At 43.8% G+C, this 17,282-nt stretch carries 16 protein-coding genes and 1 pseudogene; 14 read left to right on the top strand and 3 right to left on the bottom strand.

Annotated elements, in window-relative coordinates; genetic code table 11:
* Positions 1-289 precede the first annotated feature (289 nt).
* From GKZ89_RS18410 to GKZ89_RS18390, 5 genes are all read left to right on the top strand, one after another.
* Positions 290-598 carry a rhodanese-like domain-containing protein gene (locus tag GKZ89_RS18410; RefSeq protein WP_155113867.1) on the top strand — a complete coding sequence of 103 codons (309 nt, stop codon included), beginning with the start codon at positions 290-292 and terminating at the stop codon, positions 596-598.
* Positions 599-701: 103 nt separating this feature from the next.
* The gene (locus GKZ89_RS18405) at positions 702-935 is read left to right on the top strand and encodes a DUF2553 family protein (protein WP_155113866.1); all 234 of its coding nucleotides are present in this window, start codon (positions 702-704) and stop codon (positions 933-935) included.
* Positions 936-941: 6 nt separating this feature from the next.
* Complete coding sequence (locus GKZ89_RS18400; protein WP_155113865.1) at positions 942-1,121, top strand: sporulation protein Cse60; 180 nt, start codon at positions 942-944, stop codon at positions 1,119-1,121.
* Positions 1,122-1,290: 169 nt separating this feature from the next.
* Complete coding sequence (locus GKZ89_RS18395) at positions 1,291-1,497, top strand: hypothetical protein (RefSeq protein WP_241680320.1); 207 nt, start codon at positions 1,291-1,293, stop codon at positions 1,495-1,497.
* 516 nt (positions 1,498-2,013) lie between these two features.
* Positions 2,014-2,442 carry a hypothetical protein gene (locus GKZ89_RS18390; protein ID WP_155113864.1) on the top strand — a complete coding sequence of 143 codons (429 nt, stop codon included), beginning with the start codon at positions 2,014-2,016 and terminating at the stop codon, positions 2,440-2,442.
* A 476-nt stretch (positions 2,443-2,918) separates the two neighbouring features.
* On the opposite strand, the gene GKZ89_RS18385 is transcribed toward GKZ89_RS18390, so the two are convergent.
* Complete coding sequence (locus GKZ89_RS18385) at positions 2,919-4,199, bottom strand: BaiN/RdsA family NAD(P)/FAD-dependent oxidoreductase (protein ID WP_155113863.1); 1,281 nt, start codon at positions 4,197-4,199, stop codon at positions 2,919-2,921.
* A 153-nt stretch (positions 4,200-4,352) separates the two neighbouring features.
* Between GKZ89_RS18385 and GKZ89_RS18380 the strand changes: the two genes are divergently transcribed.
* Together GKZ89_RS18380 and GKZ89_RS18375 are read left to right on the top strand one after the other, a co-directional pair.
* Positions 4,353-5,978, top strand: a complete 1,626-nt coding sequence (locus GKZ89_RS18380; protein ID WP_155113862.1) for a putative polysaccharide biosynthesis protein — start codon at positions 4,353-4,355, stop codon at positions 5,976-5,978.
* Between the two features lie 32 nt (positions 5,979-6,010).
* A complete protein-coding gene (locus GKZ89_RS18375) occupies positions 6,011-6,742 on the top strand; it encodes a pseudouridine synthase (protein ID WP_155113870.1) in 732 nt (243 codons plus the stop codon).
* Positions 6,743-6,804: 62 nt separating this feature from the next.
* On the opposite strand, the gene GKZ89_RS18370 is transcribed toward GKZ89_RS18375, so the two are convergent.
* The gene (locus GKZ89_RS18370) at positions 6,805-7,026 is read right to left on the bottom strand and encodes a DeoR family transcriptional regulator (protein WP_155113861.1); all 222 of its coding nucleotides are present in this window, start codon (positions 7,024-7,026) and stop codon (positions 6,805-6,807) included.
* Positions 7,027-7,471: 445 nt separating this feature from the next.
* Here GKZ89_RS18370 and GKZ89_RS18365 point away from each other — a divergent pair, with 445 nt between their 5' ends.
* Positions 7,472-8,914: a glycosyltransferase family 4 protein gene (locus tag GKZ89_RS18365; RefSeq protein ID WP_155113860.1), complete on the top strand. Its 1,443-nt coding sequence runs from the start codon at positions 7,472-7,474 to the stop codon at positions 8,912-8,914.
* 37 nt (positions 8,915-8,951) lie between these two features.
* On the opposite strand, the gene GKZ89_RS18360 is transcribed toward GKZ89_RS18365, so the two are convergent.
* Positions 8,952-10,250, bottom strand: coding sequence for an NCS2 family permease (locus tag GKZ89_RS18360; RefSeq protein ID WP_155113859.1), 1,299 nt, complete (start codon positions 10,248-10,250; stop codon positions 8,952-8,954).
* A 179-nt stretch (positions 10,251-10,429) separates the two neighbouring features.
* Here GKZ89_RS18360 and pepV point away from each other — a divergent pair, with 179 nt between their 5' ends.
* From pepV to GKZ89_RS18330, 6 genes and pseudogenes are all read left to right on the top strand, one after another.
* Complete coding sequence (gene pepV, locus GKZ89_RS18355) at positions 10,430-11,812, top strand: dipeptidase PepV (protein WP_155113858.1); 1,383 nt, start codon at positions 10,430-10,432, stop codon at positions 11,810-11,812.
* 156 nt (positions 11,813-11,968) lie between these two features.
* Positions 11,969-12,619 carry a hypothetical protein gene (locus tag GKZ89_RS18350; RefSeq protein ID WP_155113857.1) on the top strand — a complete coding sequence of 217 codons (651 nt, stop codon included), beginning with the start codon at positions 11,969-11,971 and terminating at the stop codon, positions 12,617-12,619.
* Positions 12,620-12,710: 91 nt separating this feature from the next.
* Positions 12,711-13,472: a DUF2750 domain-containing protein gene (locus tag GKZ89_RS18345; protein ID WP_155113856.1), complete on the top strand. Its 762-nt coding sequence runs from the start codon at positions 12,711-12,713 to the stop codon at positions 13,470-13,472.
* Positions 13,473-14,433: 961 nt separating this feature from the next.
* Complete coding sequence (locus GKZ89_RS18340) at positions 14,434-14,772, top strand: hypothetical protein (RefSeq protein ID WP_155113869.1); 339 nt, start codon at positions 14,434-14,436, stop codon at positions 14,770-14,772.
* Between the two features lie 923 nt (positions 14,773-15,695).
* Positions 15,696-16,208, top strand: coding sequence for a hypothetical protein (locus GKZ89_RS18335; protein ID WP_155113855.1), 513 nt, complete (start codon positions 15,696-15,698; stop codon positions 16,206-16,208).
* Between the two features lie 105 nt (positions 16,209-16,313).
* Positions 16,314-17,075: pseudogene (locus GKZ89_RS18330) on the top strand (RHS repeat domain-containing protein); the annotation flags it as partial.
* Positions 17,076-17,282: the final 207 nt, after the last annotated feature.

Below are 17,282 nucleotides of genomic sequence, written 5' to 3'. Positions count from 1 at the left end.
CGCGAGCCAAAACATTTTGACCGAAACCTTGAGACTTCTAACCGCAGGGACTGCGGGGATCGCCTAATCAATAACGGGCGGTTACGCCCGTGTTCTTAGGAATCCCCCACTTCAAATTTCTGCAAGGAAATTAAGTGGGGGTAGTTCAACAATCTTTGACACTCTGCTCACCCCTGTTGGAATTCCTATTCGGTGGGATCAACAGGAATTCCTCTTAATCGGCCAGCTCGCAACAGGAAGTGTTGCCTGCTATAATGAAATCATTATGAAAAAGGAGCTGAATGCAGCGATGATTAAAGAAATTTCACCAGCAGAAGTTCAGGAAAAGCTTCAAAACGGAGAAAACATTGAATTGATCGATGTCCGCGAAGACGAAGAGGTGGAAGAGGGCATGATCTCCACAGCAAAGCACATTAAAATGGGAGACATCCCTGCAAGAGCGGGTGAGCTCGATAAAGAAAAAGAATACATCTTCATCTGCCGCTCAGGCCGCCGCAGCGAAAACGTGGCAGCTTACCTTCAGGACCAGGGCTATAAAGTGGTGAACATGACAGGCGGAATGCTCGACTGGAAAGGTGAAACAGTGCCAAAAAACTAAGTAGAAGGGACTTCACAGAGAAGTCCTTTTTATTGCGCATAAAATGAAAGCGTTAACATAAATAACCCCTCTTCTCATACACTGAGGTAAGGGGGGATGGGCGATGAACGAATTTCATAGGCTCGACATCACAAAGCGGGTAACCGCGAGAATCAGTGAAGACCTCATAGAGCTGTACTGCGGAAAAGATTCAATCGGCAGGCTTGTCATAAATGAAGAAGGAAAACAATATGAATTAGCAGAAAGATTTCTTTTTGAAGACGGCAGGATCTTCAAACTGTACGAACGAGATTGCGGGCATGAACAATATGGGGAGGCCTGCGAGCTGGGGTGGTGATGGGCAATGAGAGTAGCACTCTTTGATGAAGAACACGAAAAAGACCTGGAAAAGGAAGTGAATCGTTTCCTTTCCGGGCTCGACGATGAACAGCTCGTCGACATCAAATTTTCTGTCGCAGCATCCTGCGACGCAGAAGGTGAGCAGGTCTACTGCTTCTCAGCTATGGTCCTGTACCGGGTGTGAGGAGCGGGGGGCTGTTTTTATGTGGAGCAGAAAAGGGATGGTGCGGAAATTGCTCGTTTTTATCCAAAATCGTGCCAAATCTAGAGAATTGAAACAAATATCAGCAAATACTGATTACAACAACTATGGCAGCTAAACTAGAACCTATCGAAATAGTTATGCTGCGTTATTGCAACGCCTGCCAACCGAAGGCATCACTGACAAAGAACTTTCGGCATTCCTTGCAGGTGATCGGCTCGTTCCGATTGTGCACGAGACAACGTATGAAGCTCTCAGGGAAGTCAGTCCCTTGCTCGGATCGCAAATCGGACTGAACACTGCAGAAGAACCAATGGCAGAAGTAGTGGCCAAGCTTGCAGAACTAGTCGCCCTCTAAGCTTTGATGTTCTTGCGAATATGAGGACTAAATGAACTCAGTTATTAGGCGGCTAACAAGTTTATATGAATGTTTAAACCCAATGCAATTGCATTGGGTTTCTTCTTTGGCGCGACGAGAACAGCTCCGAACTGCACTACCCTGTCTGTTTTCACAAAGGTCAAAAGTTGCTTTAAGTTAAGGAATCACAGTGAAAGATAAAAAATATTTTTAATAAATATATAGAATAAATTACCTTAAAAGTTTATTATTACTATGTAAAATAATTCAATTTTTAAAGTGGAGTATTTAATTGAAGAAGAGCTTGATAGTCATACCAGGATGGTCAACCGGGTAAAGCTATTATCAAGGGAGCTTGGGGAACATTCTCTTATTATACTACTAAAATCCATCCTGTCAGTAGTACCATTAAGTGGGCTACATTCATGGAAAACACAGTTTATAAATGGGAGCGATAATTAAATAATTTTAGAAAAAAGATAATGAATATTATCTTTCTTTTTAGAAAGGATTCATATGAAAAATAAGCTTCTCTATTCCGTTACTTTTTTCATAGTGATTTTAGGAGTTTTCTTATTCTATTTATATAATTTCAAAGCAATCCCACAAATGAAAACAAACAATTTACAAAATGCTATCATATTAAATCTGCAAACTAAAGAGAAAATTAACCTGAGTAAAAAAGAAACCCGATATTTAGCAGAGAGATTAGGAGATAATATTCCACGAAATAATGAAACCTCGTACTGGAAAGATTTTGAGAACTCAAATAGAAAAGAACCTAAGTATAAAATTTCATTTTACGATGGTGAAAAAGCACAATATATTTACAACGTAAGTCTTGATAACCCAAGATATGCATCAATTGAATCAGGAACAGTTTACTTTTGGCAAAGTAAAGAGTATCCCTTAACAGACTTTGAATTTGAAAAATTAATAGATTAGTAAATAAATGCTTTAGCTTTAATTAGGACTCGTTAAGAGTCTTTTTTTATATGCTTAAGATACACCAGAAAAAGCTTGCTGCAACAACCTTCCCGCTCAAAAACCTCTCTTAATATACCCGCTCCATACACCTCGGAAGAGTATCTATAAATGAAAATCTACCCACTAACCCCGCTTCTGCTCTCTTCTACCTCCAGTTCTGCGGATTGCATCCACTTTTCTTTTGGCTGATCGTCTGTTTGACCAATTGGTACCGATAGATAGCGGTTTCAAATTACCAAGCGGGAAAGGCTGAATAAGATATCGGTCGTTTTTTCAATATATCGGTCAAAATAGAATTATTTCGGTCATAATTCCAATATATCGACCATTTTCCCTCTTATATCGATTCTTCGACAGAATTCGAGCTGTCCTCGCCCCGGTTCCCGAGCCGCCCCGTTCTCGCCACTCCCCTTAATAAAACAAAAAAACCCGGTTCACACCGGGTCCATTTGCTCCAAAGAATATTCAGCTGCATTGTGTCCGGCCAGTTTCCCGGTAATCAGGGCAGCGGTGATGTTATAGCCGCCTGTATAGCCGTGGATATCCAGAATTTCTCCGCAGAAGTAGAGGCCTGGCATCAGTTTGGAGGCCATTTCCTTCGGGTGGATTTCTTTAACAGAGACCCCGCCTCCTGTTACGAAGGCTTTATCGAGGGAGAGGGTTCCGTCCACTTTAAATTCAAATTGCTTGCACGAGTGGGCGAATGCCCGGAGCTTTTCGTGGGGTACCTGGGCAAATGTGTCTGCAGGATCCATGCTTTGCTGCTCGAGCAGGAACAGGAGATAGCGTTCCGGGAGAAGTCCTTTGTAAAGGTTCTTCAGTGCTTTTTTCGGCTCGGCTTTTCCGAGGGCGACAAGCTCCTGGAACAGTTCTTCTTCTTTCCGGCCAGGCAGGGCGTCGATGGCGACCCGCGCGTATTGGGCGCTGAACTTTTTCATCGTTTTTACGATGTACTGGCTGCAGCGCAGAACGGCAGGACCTGAAATGCCGAAGTGGGTGAACAGCATGTCCATTTTATGGGTGATCACGGTTTTGCCTTTCGGATTCAGGACGCTCAGTGCGACATCCCTGAGTGCGAGGCCTTGCAGGGACTTGTTTTTGATGAATGGCTCGCTTGAGGTAACAGGAACCTCTGTCGGGAATAAATCAGTGATTGTATGCCCGGCTGCTTTCGCCCACGCATAGCCGTCTCCGGTGCTTCCGGTATGGGGGACGCTTTTTCCGCCAACTGCTGTTACGACGGCGTCCGCTTCGATCTCTTCGCCGGTTTTGAGGGTGACTCCCTTTACTTTTCCTTCTTCGTAATTCACTTGCTTAACCGGCTCGTTCACCCTGACCTGGACCTTTAGTCTTTTCAATTCGTCCAGGAGGGCGTCGACGACAGACTGCGCTTTATTTGAAACCGGGAACATCCGGCCGTGATCCTCTTCCTTCAGTCCCACACCCAGCCCTTCGAAAAAAGAAATAATGTCTTCATTGCTGAATTCAGAAAACGCGCTATACAAGAACCGGCCGTTGCCGGGGATGTGCTTGATGATCTCTTCAACGGGCAGGCGGTTTGTCACGTTGCAGCGGCCGCCGCCTGAAATCGCGAGCTTGCGGCCGAGTTTTGTTCCTTTGTCAATGAGGAGAACGCGAGCGCCCCTGCTACCGGCCGAGATGGCAGCCATCAGTCCAGAAGGACCGCCTCCAATTACAATTACATCGTATTTCATTGCTTCACAACCTTCTTTTTAACCTTCATTCATTATAGCCGAAACACGCATTCAAGAAAAACCGCAAAATCCAACAACTTTTTCCTCTTGATGCCTGTGTGTGGTAAACTAGTAAAGTTGAACCTAACCTCCACAAGAACGGTGATTAACTATATGTCAGATAAATTGCTAAAAGGCACGTTTATTTTAACGCTCGGTACGTACATATCGAGACTGCTCGGAATGATTTATATCATTCCGTTTACAGCGCTCGTTACCACTCAGGGGACGGCGCTCTATCAGATGGGCTATACCCCTTATGTGATATTCCTTAGTATTGCGACAGCCGGATTTCCGATGGCTGTATCTAAATTTGTAGCGAAATACAATGCGATGGGAGACTATCAGACGAGTCTCCGAATGTTCCGCAACGGAATGTTCGTCATGCTGTTGACGGGACTTGCCTCTTTTGCGGCGATGTATCTGCTCGCCCCGGAGCTTGCAGCCTGGTCTCTGCAATCTGAGGATACACCATCCAGTTCGATTGCAGAAGTGGAATACGTGATCAAGATGCTGAGTGTTGCCCTGATTGTAGTGCCGATTATGGCACTGCTGCGCGGGTTTTTCCAGGGGCATCAGATGATGGCTCCGACCTCTGTTTCGCAGGTGATCGAACAGCTTTTCCGAATCATTTTCCTTCTTTCTTCTGTTTACATTGTATTGAAGGTGTATGATGGCCCTCTTGTTGAGGCGATCGGCTATGCGACGCTCGCGGCGGCCGTGGGGGCAGTCGGCGGGCTGCTTGTCCTGTATGTTTACTGGCAAAAGCATAAACATACTCTCGAAGCGATGCAGGAAAATACCGTTCCTCCATCCGATGTAAAAATGAGAGAGCTGTTTAAAGAGCTCCTCACGTATTCCCTGCCGTTTATTTTTATCGGTTTGGCGATTCCGCTTTATCAGCTGATTGACCAGGGGACGATGTACGGCGCATTAAGAGAAACCGGTGCGACCGATGAGGAAGCGAAAGCTCTTTTCTCCCGCGTGCAATTTGAAGGCCGCTCCCTGATTATGATACTTGTTTCCCTTGCCACTGCGTTCGGGCTGACACTGGTTCCATCGATCACCCGGGCTTTTTCAACAGGGGGAATGCGCCAGGTCCACCGCCAGATCAACCAGGCGTTCCAGATTATCATGTTTCTCGTTCTCCCTGCTGTTGCAGGCATGATGGTGCTGGCCGGACCGATTTATGAGTTCTTTTTCGGGTATTCTTCCGAGGCGGCCCTGCTTTTGCAATGGCAGGCTCCGTCCGCTTTATTGTTTTGCTATTTCACAGTGAACGCGGCCATCCTGCAGGGGATCAATAAGCAAAAGCTCGCAGTCATCAGTCTGGCAGCAGGACTTATGATAAAAGCCGCAGTCAATTATCCGTTGATCACTGCATTCGGTGCACAGGGATCAATCATTGCCACAGCCCTTGGGTTCCTCGTCTCGATCATTTACGGCTTTGCGATGATTAAAAGACATGCGCAGTTCCATTTTAAGCAGTTCTTCAAGAGGACCATCCTGATCCTCATGCTTACGGTCGTGATGAGCGTGTTCGTATCCGTGATCCAGTCGATTGCTGAGATCTTTATTGATTTTAAAGATGGAAAGGTGCCGGCTGCAGTATTGCTTGCCTTGACGGTCGGCGGCGGAGCTGCAGTTTATCTTTACACAGCTCATAAGACGCATTTACTGGAAAAGCTTTTTGGCTCCCGTTTTGCATTTTTAAACAGAAAAAGAAGAGGAAAGGCGTAACCGCCTTTCCTTTCGTTATGAGGTGAAGGATGATGAGAATGGATAAATTGCTTTCCACTATTGGCTATGGCAGCAGAAAAGAGGTCAAGCAGCTGCTGAAAACCGGTGCTGTCCTTGCAGACGGCGTGGTGATCAAGGATGGTAAAACACATGTAGATCCTGATCAGCAGGAAGTGACCGTTCATGGAGAGCCGGTCGAGTACCGGGAGTTTATTTACCTGATGATGAACAAACCGCCTGGCGTGCTCTCCGCTACCGAGGATCTCTCACAGCCGACGGTGATCGATCTTCTGACTCCTCAGGATGCAGTAAGGGAACCGTTTCCGGTCGGAAGACTCGATAAGGACACTGAGGGGCTTCTCGTGATCACAAATGACGGTCAGCTGTCCCATCAGCTGCTGTCGCCGAAAAAACACGTGCCTAAGACGTATTACGCAGTGATTTCTGGAAGAGTCACAGAAGATGACATCGAAGCCTTCAAAAAAGGGGTTACACTGGATGATGAATACGTCACAAAGCCCGGAAGGCTGATCATCCTGAAAAGCGGGGAAACGTCTGAAATCGAGCTCACCATTACGGAAGGGAAATTCCATCAGGTGAAGAGGATGTTTGAAGCGGTCGGAAAAAAAGTAACCTACTTAAAGCGGCTGACGATGGGAGATCTGAAGCTCGATGAAAATCTGGAGCCCGGGGAGTACCGGGATCTGACAGAAGAGGAAGTTGAAGTGCTGAGGAACAGCAGTCCGGCTGATTTTCTGAAATAAAAAAAGGGAACCTGCTCAGGCCAGGTTCCGTTTTTATGTATACGCGCAAATCGAATCTTACTTTAGGATGTCAGTTTCACTTTCTTTTTTGTAGTCGTCCACTTACCTCTTGCGGGGCTTTTGACAAGCTCATTATATGCCAACACATTTAAATCTCGCTGGATGGTTCTTGGTGTTATACCAAATTCGTCCACAAGCTGCTGTGTTGTAACGGTACCTCTTTCCATGATGAACATGTAAATCGATTTGATACGGTTTAGCATACGGTTAGTTGAAGGTTTCAAAAAACCACTCCTTATTAGTTGATCGCACAGGTCTAAAGGCCTGCCGCAATCTAGGATGTCAACCACTGAAGATGTCTTTGTATTACCCTATTTAATTGGTATAGTTGATGCTACATTCATATTTTACACGAAATCAGCTTTTGAATTCCACCGTGAGGCCTGAATTTACACAATATTAACATATTCAGAAGGGGAAATCTCCTTCTGTTTTACTATATGTTTGATTATCTGATAATTATGACGATTAGAGACTGCCTATCCAGGATTCGACTGCATTTAGTTCTTTGGTGATATCCTGCATTCCATATATATCTTTTTCGTGATACGGCTGAAAAATTTCATCCTTTACCTTTTTTTCAGCCATTTTGGTCCTTAGCCGTTTCAGTTCGTCCACATTCCTAATATGTTATGAAAAGGACGGAGCTTGAAGAGGGAAGGGAACTGAATGAAAATTTTATTGGCAACTTTCTGGTCAATCCCCCACGTGGGAGGGGTATGGCCTTATATGCTCCACTTGAAGAGCAAGCTGGAGGAATATGGCCATGAGGTTGACTTAATGGGACCCGATGATAAAAAAAGAGTTATGCAGGTCGTAAACGAAGGCAGGACAGTCAATATGGATCAGCTGATGGAACCGGTTAAGCAGTACTTGACGCCTGCAAGCTGTCCGTTGACTTATATTCATCCGCTGATCGAATACATGGAGCTGAAAAGGTACAGTTTTGAACTTGGAGCTGCTTTTTTGGGCATCGAAAAATACGACCTCATCCATACGCAGGATGTTATTTCCTCGGAATGCATCAGCAGGCTGAAAAGGGAAGGCACGGCTCATGTGGCCACCCTTCACGGGTCTGTTGCACATGAAGTTCTGAAGCAGGTCGGTGATGAATTCCCGCATCATCCGCATTCCGAGCTCGCCCGCACCTATTACAGGCAGCTCGAGCATATCGGGGCAACCTGTGCTGACTTGACAGTTACGGCGAATCATTGGCTGAAAAACATTTTGACCGGGGAATTTAATGTACGTGATCAGCAAGTCCGGGTCATGCAGTACGGCTATGACATCAGCAGTTTTCTTCAGCAGGCGCAAGGGGACCCGGGCATTGCTGCCGCTCCCGGAAAGAAGGTCATTTTTTTTGCTGGAAGGCTTGTGGATCTAAAAGGAGTCCAGCATCTTATCACGGCTTTGTCCGAGCTGAAAAACCACAGAGATGACTGGGTGTGCTGGATAGCGGGAACAGGGGAAATGGAAGCATCACTTCGAGCGCAGGCTGCAGGTCTCGGGTTGATGAATGATGTTTTGTTTCTGGGAGAAAGACATGATATTCCGAAGATAATGGCCAAGGCGGATCTCTATGTCCAGCCAAGTCTGATCGATAACCAGCCTTTGTCCGTTGTAGAGGCCCAGATTTCCGGTGTGCCGGTTATCGTTCATCATGCCGGCGGTCTTCCTGAAATGGTTCAGCATCAGGTCACCGGCCTCATCTATTCTAATTCAAACACTCACGAACTGTGCGGCCATCTCTTTTCGCTTATTGCGGATGATTCCTACCGCAACTACATGGGAGAAAACGCACGTGCCTGGGCAATGGAGCACTGGGCGCTGGATCAGGGCGTGCAGAATCTTCTTCAGGTGTATAACGAGGCTGCAGGGAGACAGGGAGCGGGAGCCTCTTATTCCAAAAATCTTATGCAGCAAACGAGGGCATCACTTGAGCCTGCGGTGTGGGCTCCACAGGAAGCCGTATTTAACAGTGTTTATTCTTCTCTGATCAGTCTTTCTGATCCGCCTTACCCGATTGCTGTGCATAAAGGAACGTGGGACCTGATTCGGCATGCTGTTCCGGCAGGGTACACCATCCCGAACCCTACTTTATATAACCTGTAACCTAAAAACCCGCCGGCTGCATAACCGGCGGGTTTGTTTAATGGGATCCTATTACAACAAGGTGGATAAAGAACAGGATCGCAAAAATGTAGACGAACAAGTGAACTTCTTTCCATTTGCCTTTCGCGATTTTCATCAGCGGGTATGAAATGAACCCGAGTGCAATTCCTGTTGCGATGCTTGAAGTAAGTGGCATGCTCAGCACAACAAGGAAGGCAGGGAACGCTTCATCAAGCTCGTTCCAGTTGATTTTGGCGATCGCCCCCATCATCAGGCTTCCTACAATGATCAGCGCAGGTGAAGTGATGGCCGGAATACCGGATACCGCACTGACGAGCGGGAAGAAGAAGGATGAAACGGCGAACAGTCCGGCTACAACAAGAGCGGTAAGCCCTGTTCTTCCTCCGGCTGCAACACCGGCAGATGATTCAATGTAAGCAGTTGTCGGACTTGTTCCGAACATCGCTCCGATTGTGGTGGCAGAAGAGTCAGCCAAAAGCGCTTTGCGTGCGTTCGGAAGCTCTTTCCCCTTCATCAGTCCGGCCTGCTGGGCTACCCCGATCATCGTGCCGGTCGTATCAAAAATGGTGACCAGCAGGAAGGAGAACACGACGGCATACAGCCCGTAATGGATCACATCACCAAAAGCGGTGATTGGATTAATAATGATGCCTTCCGGAAGATGCGGCAATGCAGTTACAGCGCCAATTTTCAGCGCTCCGGTAAAGTAAGCGATCAACCCGGTAATAATCATTCCGATAAAAATAGCGCCGTTCACGTTGAGGGACATCAGGACGAGCGTGACTGCCAGTCCGATCAGTGTCAGCACGACCGGAGCGGAGTGAAGATCCCCGAGTGCAACGAGATTTGTCGGATGATCCGCCACAATCCCGGAATTCCGCAGCCCGATAAAGGCAATGAACAACCCAATCCCGGCGGTGATCCCGTTTTTCAAATTCGACGGAATCGCTTCAATTAATTTTTTTCTGAAAGGAGTCAGGGATAAAATGACGAAAATAACTCCGGCTACAAATACAGAGGCAAAAGCAACCTCGTAGGAGATATTCGACTTTCCGCCGACCACTGAAAAAGCAAAGTACGCATTCAAGCCCATGCCCGGAGCGATGGCGATCGGGTAGTTGGCGAACAGACCCATCCAGAGCGTACCGATAATAGAGGCGATCACGGTCGCAACAAAAACCTGCTGCGGGGGAACGCCGGCTGCAGAAAGAATTTGAGGATTAACGACAAGGATATAAGCCATTGTCAGGAAAGTTGTAAAGCCGGCAGTTACTTCGGTTCTCAAGGTTGTTTGATTTTCTTTTAACTTAAACATGGAAACCTCCAATAAATACGAACGTTATTTCAAAACCTTATTAATAATATTCGTTTTTTCGACAAAATGCAAGGGGGATGAACCTTTTTTTCCAGATTGCTTTTAAGGGAGCAGTCCGTTTGGTATCTTAACATATAGATAGAGCTTTTACATATAGAGAAGAAATGAGGGCTTACACGATGAACTGGAAAGAAGAAACGGAAAAACGACGGGAACAGATTATTCAGGATACACAGGAATTCCTGCGCATTAAAAGTGTGCTGGATGAAGATGGCGGTTCAGAAGGAGCGCCTTTTGGAAAAGGCATTCAGGAAGCATTTGAACATCTTCTCAGCAAAGGAGAAGGAGACGGGTTTGCCTCTAAAAACCTGGACGGCTATGCCGGCCACCTTGAGATGGGACAAGGAGAGGAGATCCTCGGGATCCTCTGTCATATTGATGTCGTACCGGAGGGAGACGGATGGAGTTCTGACCCTTATGGAGCCGAGATCCGCGATGGGAAAATCTTTGCCAGAGGGGCGCTTGATGACAAAGGACCGACAATGGCTGCCTATCATGCGATGAAGCTTGTGAAAGACTCTGGGCTCGAACTGAACAAAAAGGTGAGAATGATCATCGGAACGGATGAGGAAAGCGACTGGAGATGCGTGGATCATTATTTTAAGCACGAACAGATGCCGGACATCGGCTTTGCACCGGATGCCGATTTCCCGATCATTCATGCCGAAAAAGGGATTATTGATGCCAAGCTCCGATTCGGAAGTCTTGAAAATACCCGCTCGGCTGCACTGACTCTTGCTTCGTTTGCTTCAGGACGGCGTTTCAACATGGTCCCGGATCATGCGGAAGCCGAATTGCGCGGTGCACAGGAGCTCGACGTGCAGTTCAAAGCGTGGTTGAAGGAAGAGAACGTTACAGGCAGCATCAACCGGGGAAGCGGCGTCACGAAGCTTCAGGTTGAAGGAGTCTCCGCCCATGCGATGGAGCCGGACAACGGGAAAAATGCAGGAGTGATCCTTGCCGCCTTTTTGAATTCCCTTGATCTCGACGACTCCGGAAAACGTTTCACATCATTCATAACGAAGCACTTTCACGGAGACACGAGAGGCCGTTCCCTTGGAATTGCGGCGAATGACGAGGTCAGCGGGGACTTGACGGTGAATCTCGGAACGATGGCTTTTTCTGAAGGAGAAGGGGAGCTAGGGATCAACATCCGCTACCCTGTTACGTCAAGCTCTGAGCCCGTTAAGGAAGCATTTGAAGCGATCGAAGGCGCAGAGCTTGTGATGTTCAGCGATTCTCCTTCCCATTACGTGGAAGCAGACCACCCGCTGATCGGAACCCTCTCAAAGGTGTATGAAGAACAAACAGGCGAAAAAGCAAGCCTCATCTCCATCGGCGGAGGCACCTACGCGCGCTCCCTGAAAGCCGGAGTCGCCTTCGGACCGCTCTTCCCGGGCAGACCCGACATCGCCCACCAAAAAGACGAATACATCGAAATCGAAGACCTGATTCGGGCAACCGCCATTTATGCCCAAGCGATCTATGAATTGGCGAAGTAATGAAAGAGAGGACCAGCTGAGGCTGGTCTTTTTTTATTGGAAAAAAGATACAATTTTTCGTTCTGGAAAATAACGTGCAGTTGCTCTCAGAAGCAATGAAATGAGATATAATCAACTTGAAAATAGATGGAAAAATCTGAAATGAGGTGAAAGGATATGGAATCTAAAGATCTTAATAAAGAACTGAGGGACACTCTTTATCCTGTTTTAGGAGAGTGTGGATTCACAAAAATAACTTCACGCGGAAGCTGGAAGTATAATGATAATTGCATATGGATAATGGACTATGAACCTGTAGGAAAGAGATTTTCCGAAGGTTCTGGCTGGCCCTCTATGTCTCTTTTCATAAACTGTGCAATTTATTTTACTTTTATTCCTGAACTAAATACAGAAGACGTTATCAAACAGAGTTCAGACGGCCAACTTACACCTAGATATAACCAGTCTCATCTTCAAGAGACCTTGTTGTGCAACTATAATCAAAATGAATATACAAACACTTTAGAAATTCCTGCTGATAGAGGTAGAAATGATATTTGGTGGATTGAGGAAGATGGCTCAAATTTAAACCATGTTATAAATAGTCTTGCAGAAGTTATTTCTGTAGATGGAATGGAATGGCTTAGAGAATTTTCAAGTGAACAGCATGTTTTAGAAGCTTTAGAAGCAAAAAGAAGGATGTCTTATTATGATGTACATCATGCGATGCATATTGCCAGAAGGCTGAATCTAAAAGATAAAGCAAAAAAATATGAACGGCTGTTTGAAAAAGAAAATATGAAAAATGCTTCTTTATTTGACCGATAGCCCTTTAATGAAAGTGACAACAGCTAAAATTTTCAGGACTGGAAAACAAAATCTGAGGTTTCTTCAATTTACCGGGAAAAAGGTGAGATCAATGAATGCCCGTTCTGGATTAAGAGTAAGATGCGAAAAAGGTGTAAACGTGAATGTCCGGAAAGCCTGTTTAGACTTTGCTGTATGGCTTCGAATGAATTTGGAGTTTCCCGTAAGAGTCGCCGTATATTTAAAAAGCAGTTATCAAATTAAAACGATGGATACGAATGAGCTGGTGAGTGCGACCTTTTTTGCTCCATATGATAAGAATGTTGAACCGCATATTAGAGTCGCTGCTGGAGACTATGAGGATTTAGTAAAGGAACGAGGAGAAATGAATGCGATCTATGCCATCGTAAATAGTATGGCACACGAGATAATTCATTACAGACAATGGATGGAAGACAGGGAATTGGATGAAGCAGAAGCTGAAGTTGAGGGTTTAAAATTGGTCGAGGACTACTATGAAGGCAGTGCCTTTTTTGATGAAGCTGTTCAGCAGCAAAAGGTATGGACGATCGCAATAGATGAAGGGATCCCTATCGCTGAAAATAGTGAAGGAGATTCAATCATGCCATTTTGGTCAACTAAAACAAAGGCAGAAAAAATAATAAACATTGTTCCAGCTTACCGTAATTACCAAGTGCAAGAGATCACTTTAGATGACTTTTTATATGATTGGATTAACGAACTGGAAAAAAATAATCACCTGATAGGAACAAATTGGTGCGGTAAAGCATTAGAAGGACACGAAATGCTCCCGAGAGAGGCTTTCGAGCGTGTTCAAGCTAAAAAGATGCAGCCCATCGAGCCTCTCCAGTAACAACCAGATTTGTCTGGTTTATTTGCATATTCTGCACGGTCATGAGAAATACCTCCGCAATGAATATAAGCCGTTTGGAGTGTCCTATATGAAATCAAAAAGAATTGGGAATGTAGAAGTAGTTAGGTATGAAGATGATCTAGAAGATACTCTAATATCCTCAAAACACTTATCTGAATGCATAAAGTTAATTAATACTCAAAATTTTACGTGTGTATCAATAGGCGGAAGCTATGAGCGACCAGAGATTGATTTCTTAAAGGAATGCCCTGACATTAACAACTTGACCATCAATAGTAAGGCTGTAAGAGACTTTACAGGTTTGGGCTATCTGACTAATTTGAAAGTATTAGTTCTAAACTTAGAAAAGAAGGTAGAAATCGATTTAGGAAATTTAGGGTCGTTAGAAGAATTTTACGGGGAACTTCCTCCCTCCACTAAAGGATTAGCCGGTTTAGAAAAATTATCCAAAATGGAAATATGGGGGTATAAACCTCGTTCTAAGTCTTTGCAGGAATTAGGGGAGATTGTAAATCTGAAAGAATTAAAGTTAACCCAGTCTTCAATTGCTGATCTAATTGACAGGATGAAATACCTAAATAAGCTCGAACTATATTATATGAGACAACTAAAAGATATCTCTTCGTTGAAGGCACTAGGTAAGTCTCTAAAAGAGTTATATCTAGAAAATTGTAAAACTATAGAGGATTACACACCTGTGGGTTCTTTAGTAAATTTAACAAGTCTTCAATTTTTAACATGCGGCAACATTAAGTCTTTAGCCTTTATAAAAAATTTGCCAAACCTAAACTTTCTTGATTTCGAAGAGACAAACATCATAGATGGCGATATCAGCTATTGTAAAGGAATAGATAAGTTGTATTTTACTGATAAAAAACATTACAGCCATCGTAAAAAAGGATTTCAAATGAATGAAAACTTTATAAAGGGGGACACAAACATGACTTTAGCAGAGTTAAAGAAGAATAAACCGACTGAGGAATGGAAAGAAAGAATGGATGAGGATGACGATCTATTTACAGAAGAAAATATAGTCGCATCAGAAAAAGCCCTGGATCAATATTTACAGGAATTAGAGAAGCTTAAAATTGGAAACGAAGCAGAGATAACGGCATCGGTCAAAAAAGTCGTGCTGAAATTTAATGAGCTCAATGAAGAATACGATTATTTTATTGAAACGATGGAAAGAGAAGAATTATGTGAGTTCATTCTCGAAGCAGCACAAATGTGTGGATTGAAAATAGAGGATGACATAACTGAAGAATGGAGAGAATGGTAGGTATAAAAGGTAATGGTTTGCAGAAGCATGGACTTATACAGCAAAAGAATAAATCCCTGTTAGAACTGAATAATCGTATCAAAGAGGGGGCCTGTTTTAAGAGCAAACTCTCTTTTTAATGATGCAAACTTGAACCTATGCGATTGAAACCGATAAACTGTCGAAAATGGAATGTTTCGAGTAACCGTAAATAGTTCCATTGAAAAATGGCCATTAGCCTTTATATAACTATCTTGGAACAGAAAAAGGCAGGTGCTATATTTTGGATAGATTTTCAGACAAAAATAAATCCTACCTTTTCGGGGGTGCTGCAGCGCTACTTGTTTTGATTATATATGCGTATTTTTATTGGATGATGTTGTCCAGATTTTACATCTTTTTTTTAATACTTTTCCCTATGTGTGGCCTCTATTTATCCTATAAATCTTTTAGTTTAGGAAATCTTACTTGGAAGATAATATCCGTACCATTGTTACTCATTCACTTCGTTGTTTTTCTTTACGGCATTTTTTATTTGCTTGTAATTTTCACGTGAAATCCATAAGAAGGGAAAAAGTAAGGTTGGAGAAACCAAGTTATTGAAAGATCGCAATTTTAAAGGCTTTGTAGAGAAAAATCTTTTCAAAGCCTCTTTCACTGTTGTTCTATTGAAATAAAGCTAATAGGACGGCGCCAGCACCTACCGTTTCGACTATGACGAGCAAGGAAACGTTGCGACTTTTATTACAGGAAACGAAGCCGGGGCGTCCTTCCAATACGATTCGACAGGGCTAGTTGAGCAAATCCACGTCGGTCTGCAGGACGGAACATCGGTCTTAAGCGAAAGCAAAATTATGTGGAGCAACTGCTGAGTTTTTTTAAAGTGAGAGCAAAAAAGCAAAAGTCAAAATAAGATTTAGAAGGTAAAGAGGCGAATAATAGACATGATAAATAAAATGGCATCCTTAAATTATATTTTTTGGCTAAAAAGTTCTTTACCAGAACAAGTTTTTAAAGAACCAAAAGTATTACTTTTTAATGAATTTTATTCTATGTTAGATAATGAAATGTGGCCATTATTGCAATATTTAGCAAAAAAAAATAACGATCAAGCTATATATGTCTCAGATATTTCCAGAGTAAGGAGAACCTGGAAAGGAGAGAAAAATATTATATCTATTCCTGTTACAACCCACAAAAAAAATTATTTGAGCATAATGGATAATCATTCGTTAAATGTAGAACCAGAACAAATTATTTGGTTTTCTGATTCTGCTAGTTGGGGAATTTGGGCTGAAAGAACATGGGATATATGTATTTTAAATAATGACTTTAGCAATGAGTATTTTGGAGGCTGGGAAAAACTTAATCAGGATGTTTTAGAGTTAATTCAAGATAAATGGATCAGGGGTGAGTATGATCAAAATATAGATGTATTAAAAAGGAACTATAAATAAATTTCTTTAAAAGAAGGCCAGTTTAACTACTGGTCTTTTTTTCTGTTTTATGAACTCAATCAGCTGACGAAGGAAACCTATTCAAATTGAACGGTCAAAGAGTACAGCTATGACCTCAACGGAAACCGAACCCAGGATAGCCGATACCAGTACATCTGGAACAGCCGCGATCAGCTGACCGCCGTCACGAAAAAAGGCGAATCCCAACCGTTTGCCCCGTACAAATATAACGAAGACGGCAAACGTATCCAGAAAAAGGTGAATGGAATCGTCACCAACTATTTTTACGATGGGGACAGCCTGAACGTTCTCTACGAGACAAATGGCAGCAACCAGGTCGTCCGTTCCTACACCTATTCAGAAGGCGGCCAGCTGCTTTCAATGAAAAAAGGGTCAAGCCAATACTTTTATCACTACAATGCACGCGGGGACGTCATCGCGTTAACAGACGCCCAGAGTAATATTGTGGCATCCAACGAGTACGATGCATGGGGAAAAGTACTGAAAGAAGTAGAACAAGATTCAGTAAAGGACAACCCTTACCGGTATGCAGGGTATCAGTACGATAAAGAAACAGGCATGTATTATCTGATTGCTCGGTACTATGAGCCTAAGCATGGTGTCTTTTTAGCCTTGGACCCATATCCCGGGGATGATAACGATCTGCTTACTCAAAATGGGTACAATTATGCCAATAACAACCCTGTGATAATGGTTGACCCTTATGGCTGGGCGGCTAAACACCAAGATGGGGGACCCTTAGGCGGAGGGGTCCCATTCAGGGCCCTTCAAAGCCTAAGAGTGGAGGAGCGAGTTATAATAAAAGTAAGAGTAAAGGTTTTACAGGTGGTACTTCTAAAACAATAGGAAATACAACGATAAATAAAAGACAGGTTAGAGTTGATGTCGAGTATCCAACAGGAGGAAGTACAGGTAATGTTCATATACAGATAAAAGGTTCTGGTGGAAAACAAAAGATATATCTAAACAGTCCAAGTGGTATAAATAAATTAGAAAAATCTATAAGAAAAAATAAGGACATACAAAAGTGGGTTAAAAAAGCCTTTGAAATGT

Origin of the sequence: Metabacillus mangrovi (assembly GCF_009711125.1) — a bacterium.
Lineage (GTDB): Bacteria > Bacillota > Bacilli > Bacillales > Bacillaceae > Metabacillus_B > Metabacillus_B mangrovi.
This window is presented reverse-complemented; position numbering and strand designations above follow the sequence as displayed.

Coding starts and splice junctions, on each gene's coding strand:
- GKZ89_RS18335 (WP_155113855.1), top strand. CDS start 15,696: ATGATAAATAAAATGGCATCCTTAAATTATATTTTTTGGCTAAAAAGT.
- GKZ89_RS18385 (WP_155113863.1), bottom strand. CDS start 4,199: ATGAAATACGATGTAATTGTAATTGGAGGCGGTCCTTCTGGACTGATG.
- GKZ89_RS18400 (WP_155113865.1), top strand. CDS start 942: ATGAGAGTAGCACTCTTTGATGAAGAACACGAAAAAGACCTGGAAAAG.
- GKZ89_RS18360 (WP_155113859.1), bottom strand. CDS start 10,250: ATGTTTAAGTTAAAAGAAAATCAAACAACCTTGAGAACCGAAGTAACT.
- GKZ89_RS18405 (WP_155113866.1), top strand. CDS start 702: ATGAACGAATTTCATAGGCTCGACATCACAAAGCGGGTAACCGCGAGA.
- GKZ89_RS18380 (WP_155113862.1), top strand. CDS start 4,353: ATGTCAGATAAATTGCTAAAAGGCACGTTTATTTTAACGCTCGGTACG.
- GKZ89_RS18365 (WP_155113860.1), top strand. CDS start 7,472: ATGAAAATTTTATTGGCAACTTTCTGGTCAATCCCCCACGTGGGAGGG.
- GKZ89_RS18340 (WP_155113869.1), top strand. CDS start 14,434: ATGACTTTAGCAGAGTTAAAGAAGAATAAACCGACTGAGGAATGGAAA.
- GKZ89_RS18390 (WP_155113864.1), top strand. CDS start 2,014: ATGAAAAATAAGCTTCTCTATTCCGTTACTTTTTTCATAGTGATTTTA.
- GKZ89_RS18375 (WP_155113870.1), top strand. CDS start 6,011: ATGAGAATGGATAAATTGCTTTCCACTATTGGCTATGGCAGCAGAAAA.
- GKZ89_RS18350 (WP_155113857.1), top strand. CDS start 11,969: ATGGAATCTAAAGATCTTAATAAAGAACTGAGGGACACTCTTTATCCT.
- GKZ89_RS18410 (WP_155113867.1), top strand. CDS start 290: ATGATTAAAGAAATTTCACCAGCAGAAGTTCAGGAAAAGCTTCAAAAC.
- GKZ89_RS18345 (WP_155113856.1), top strand. CDS start 12,711: ATGAATGCCCGTTCTGGATTAAGAGTAAGATGCGAAAAAGGTGTAAAC.
- pepV (WP_155113858.1), top strand. CDS start 10,430: ATGAACTGGAAAGAAGAAACGGAAAAACGACGGGAACAGATTATTCAG.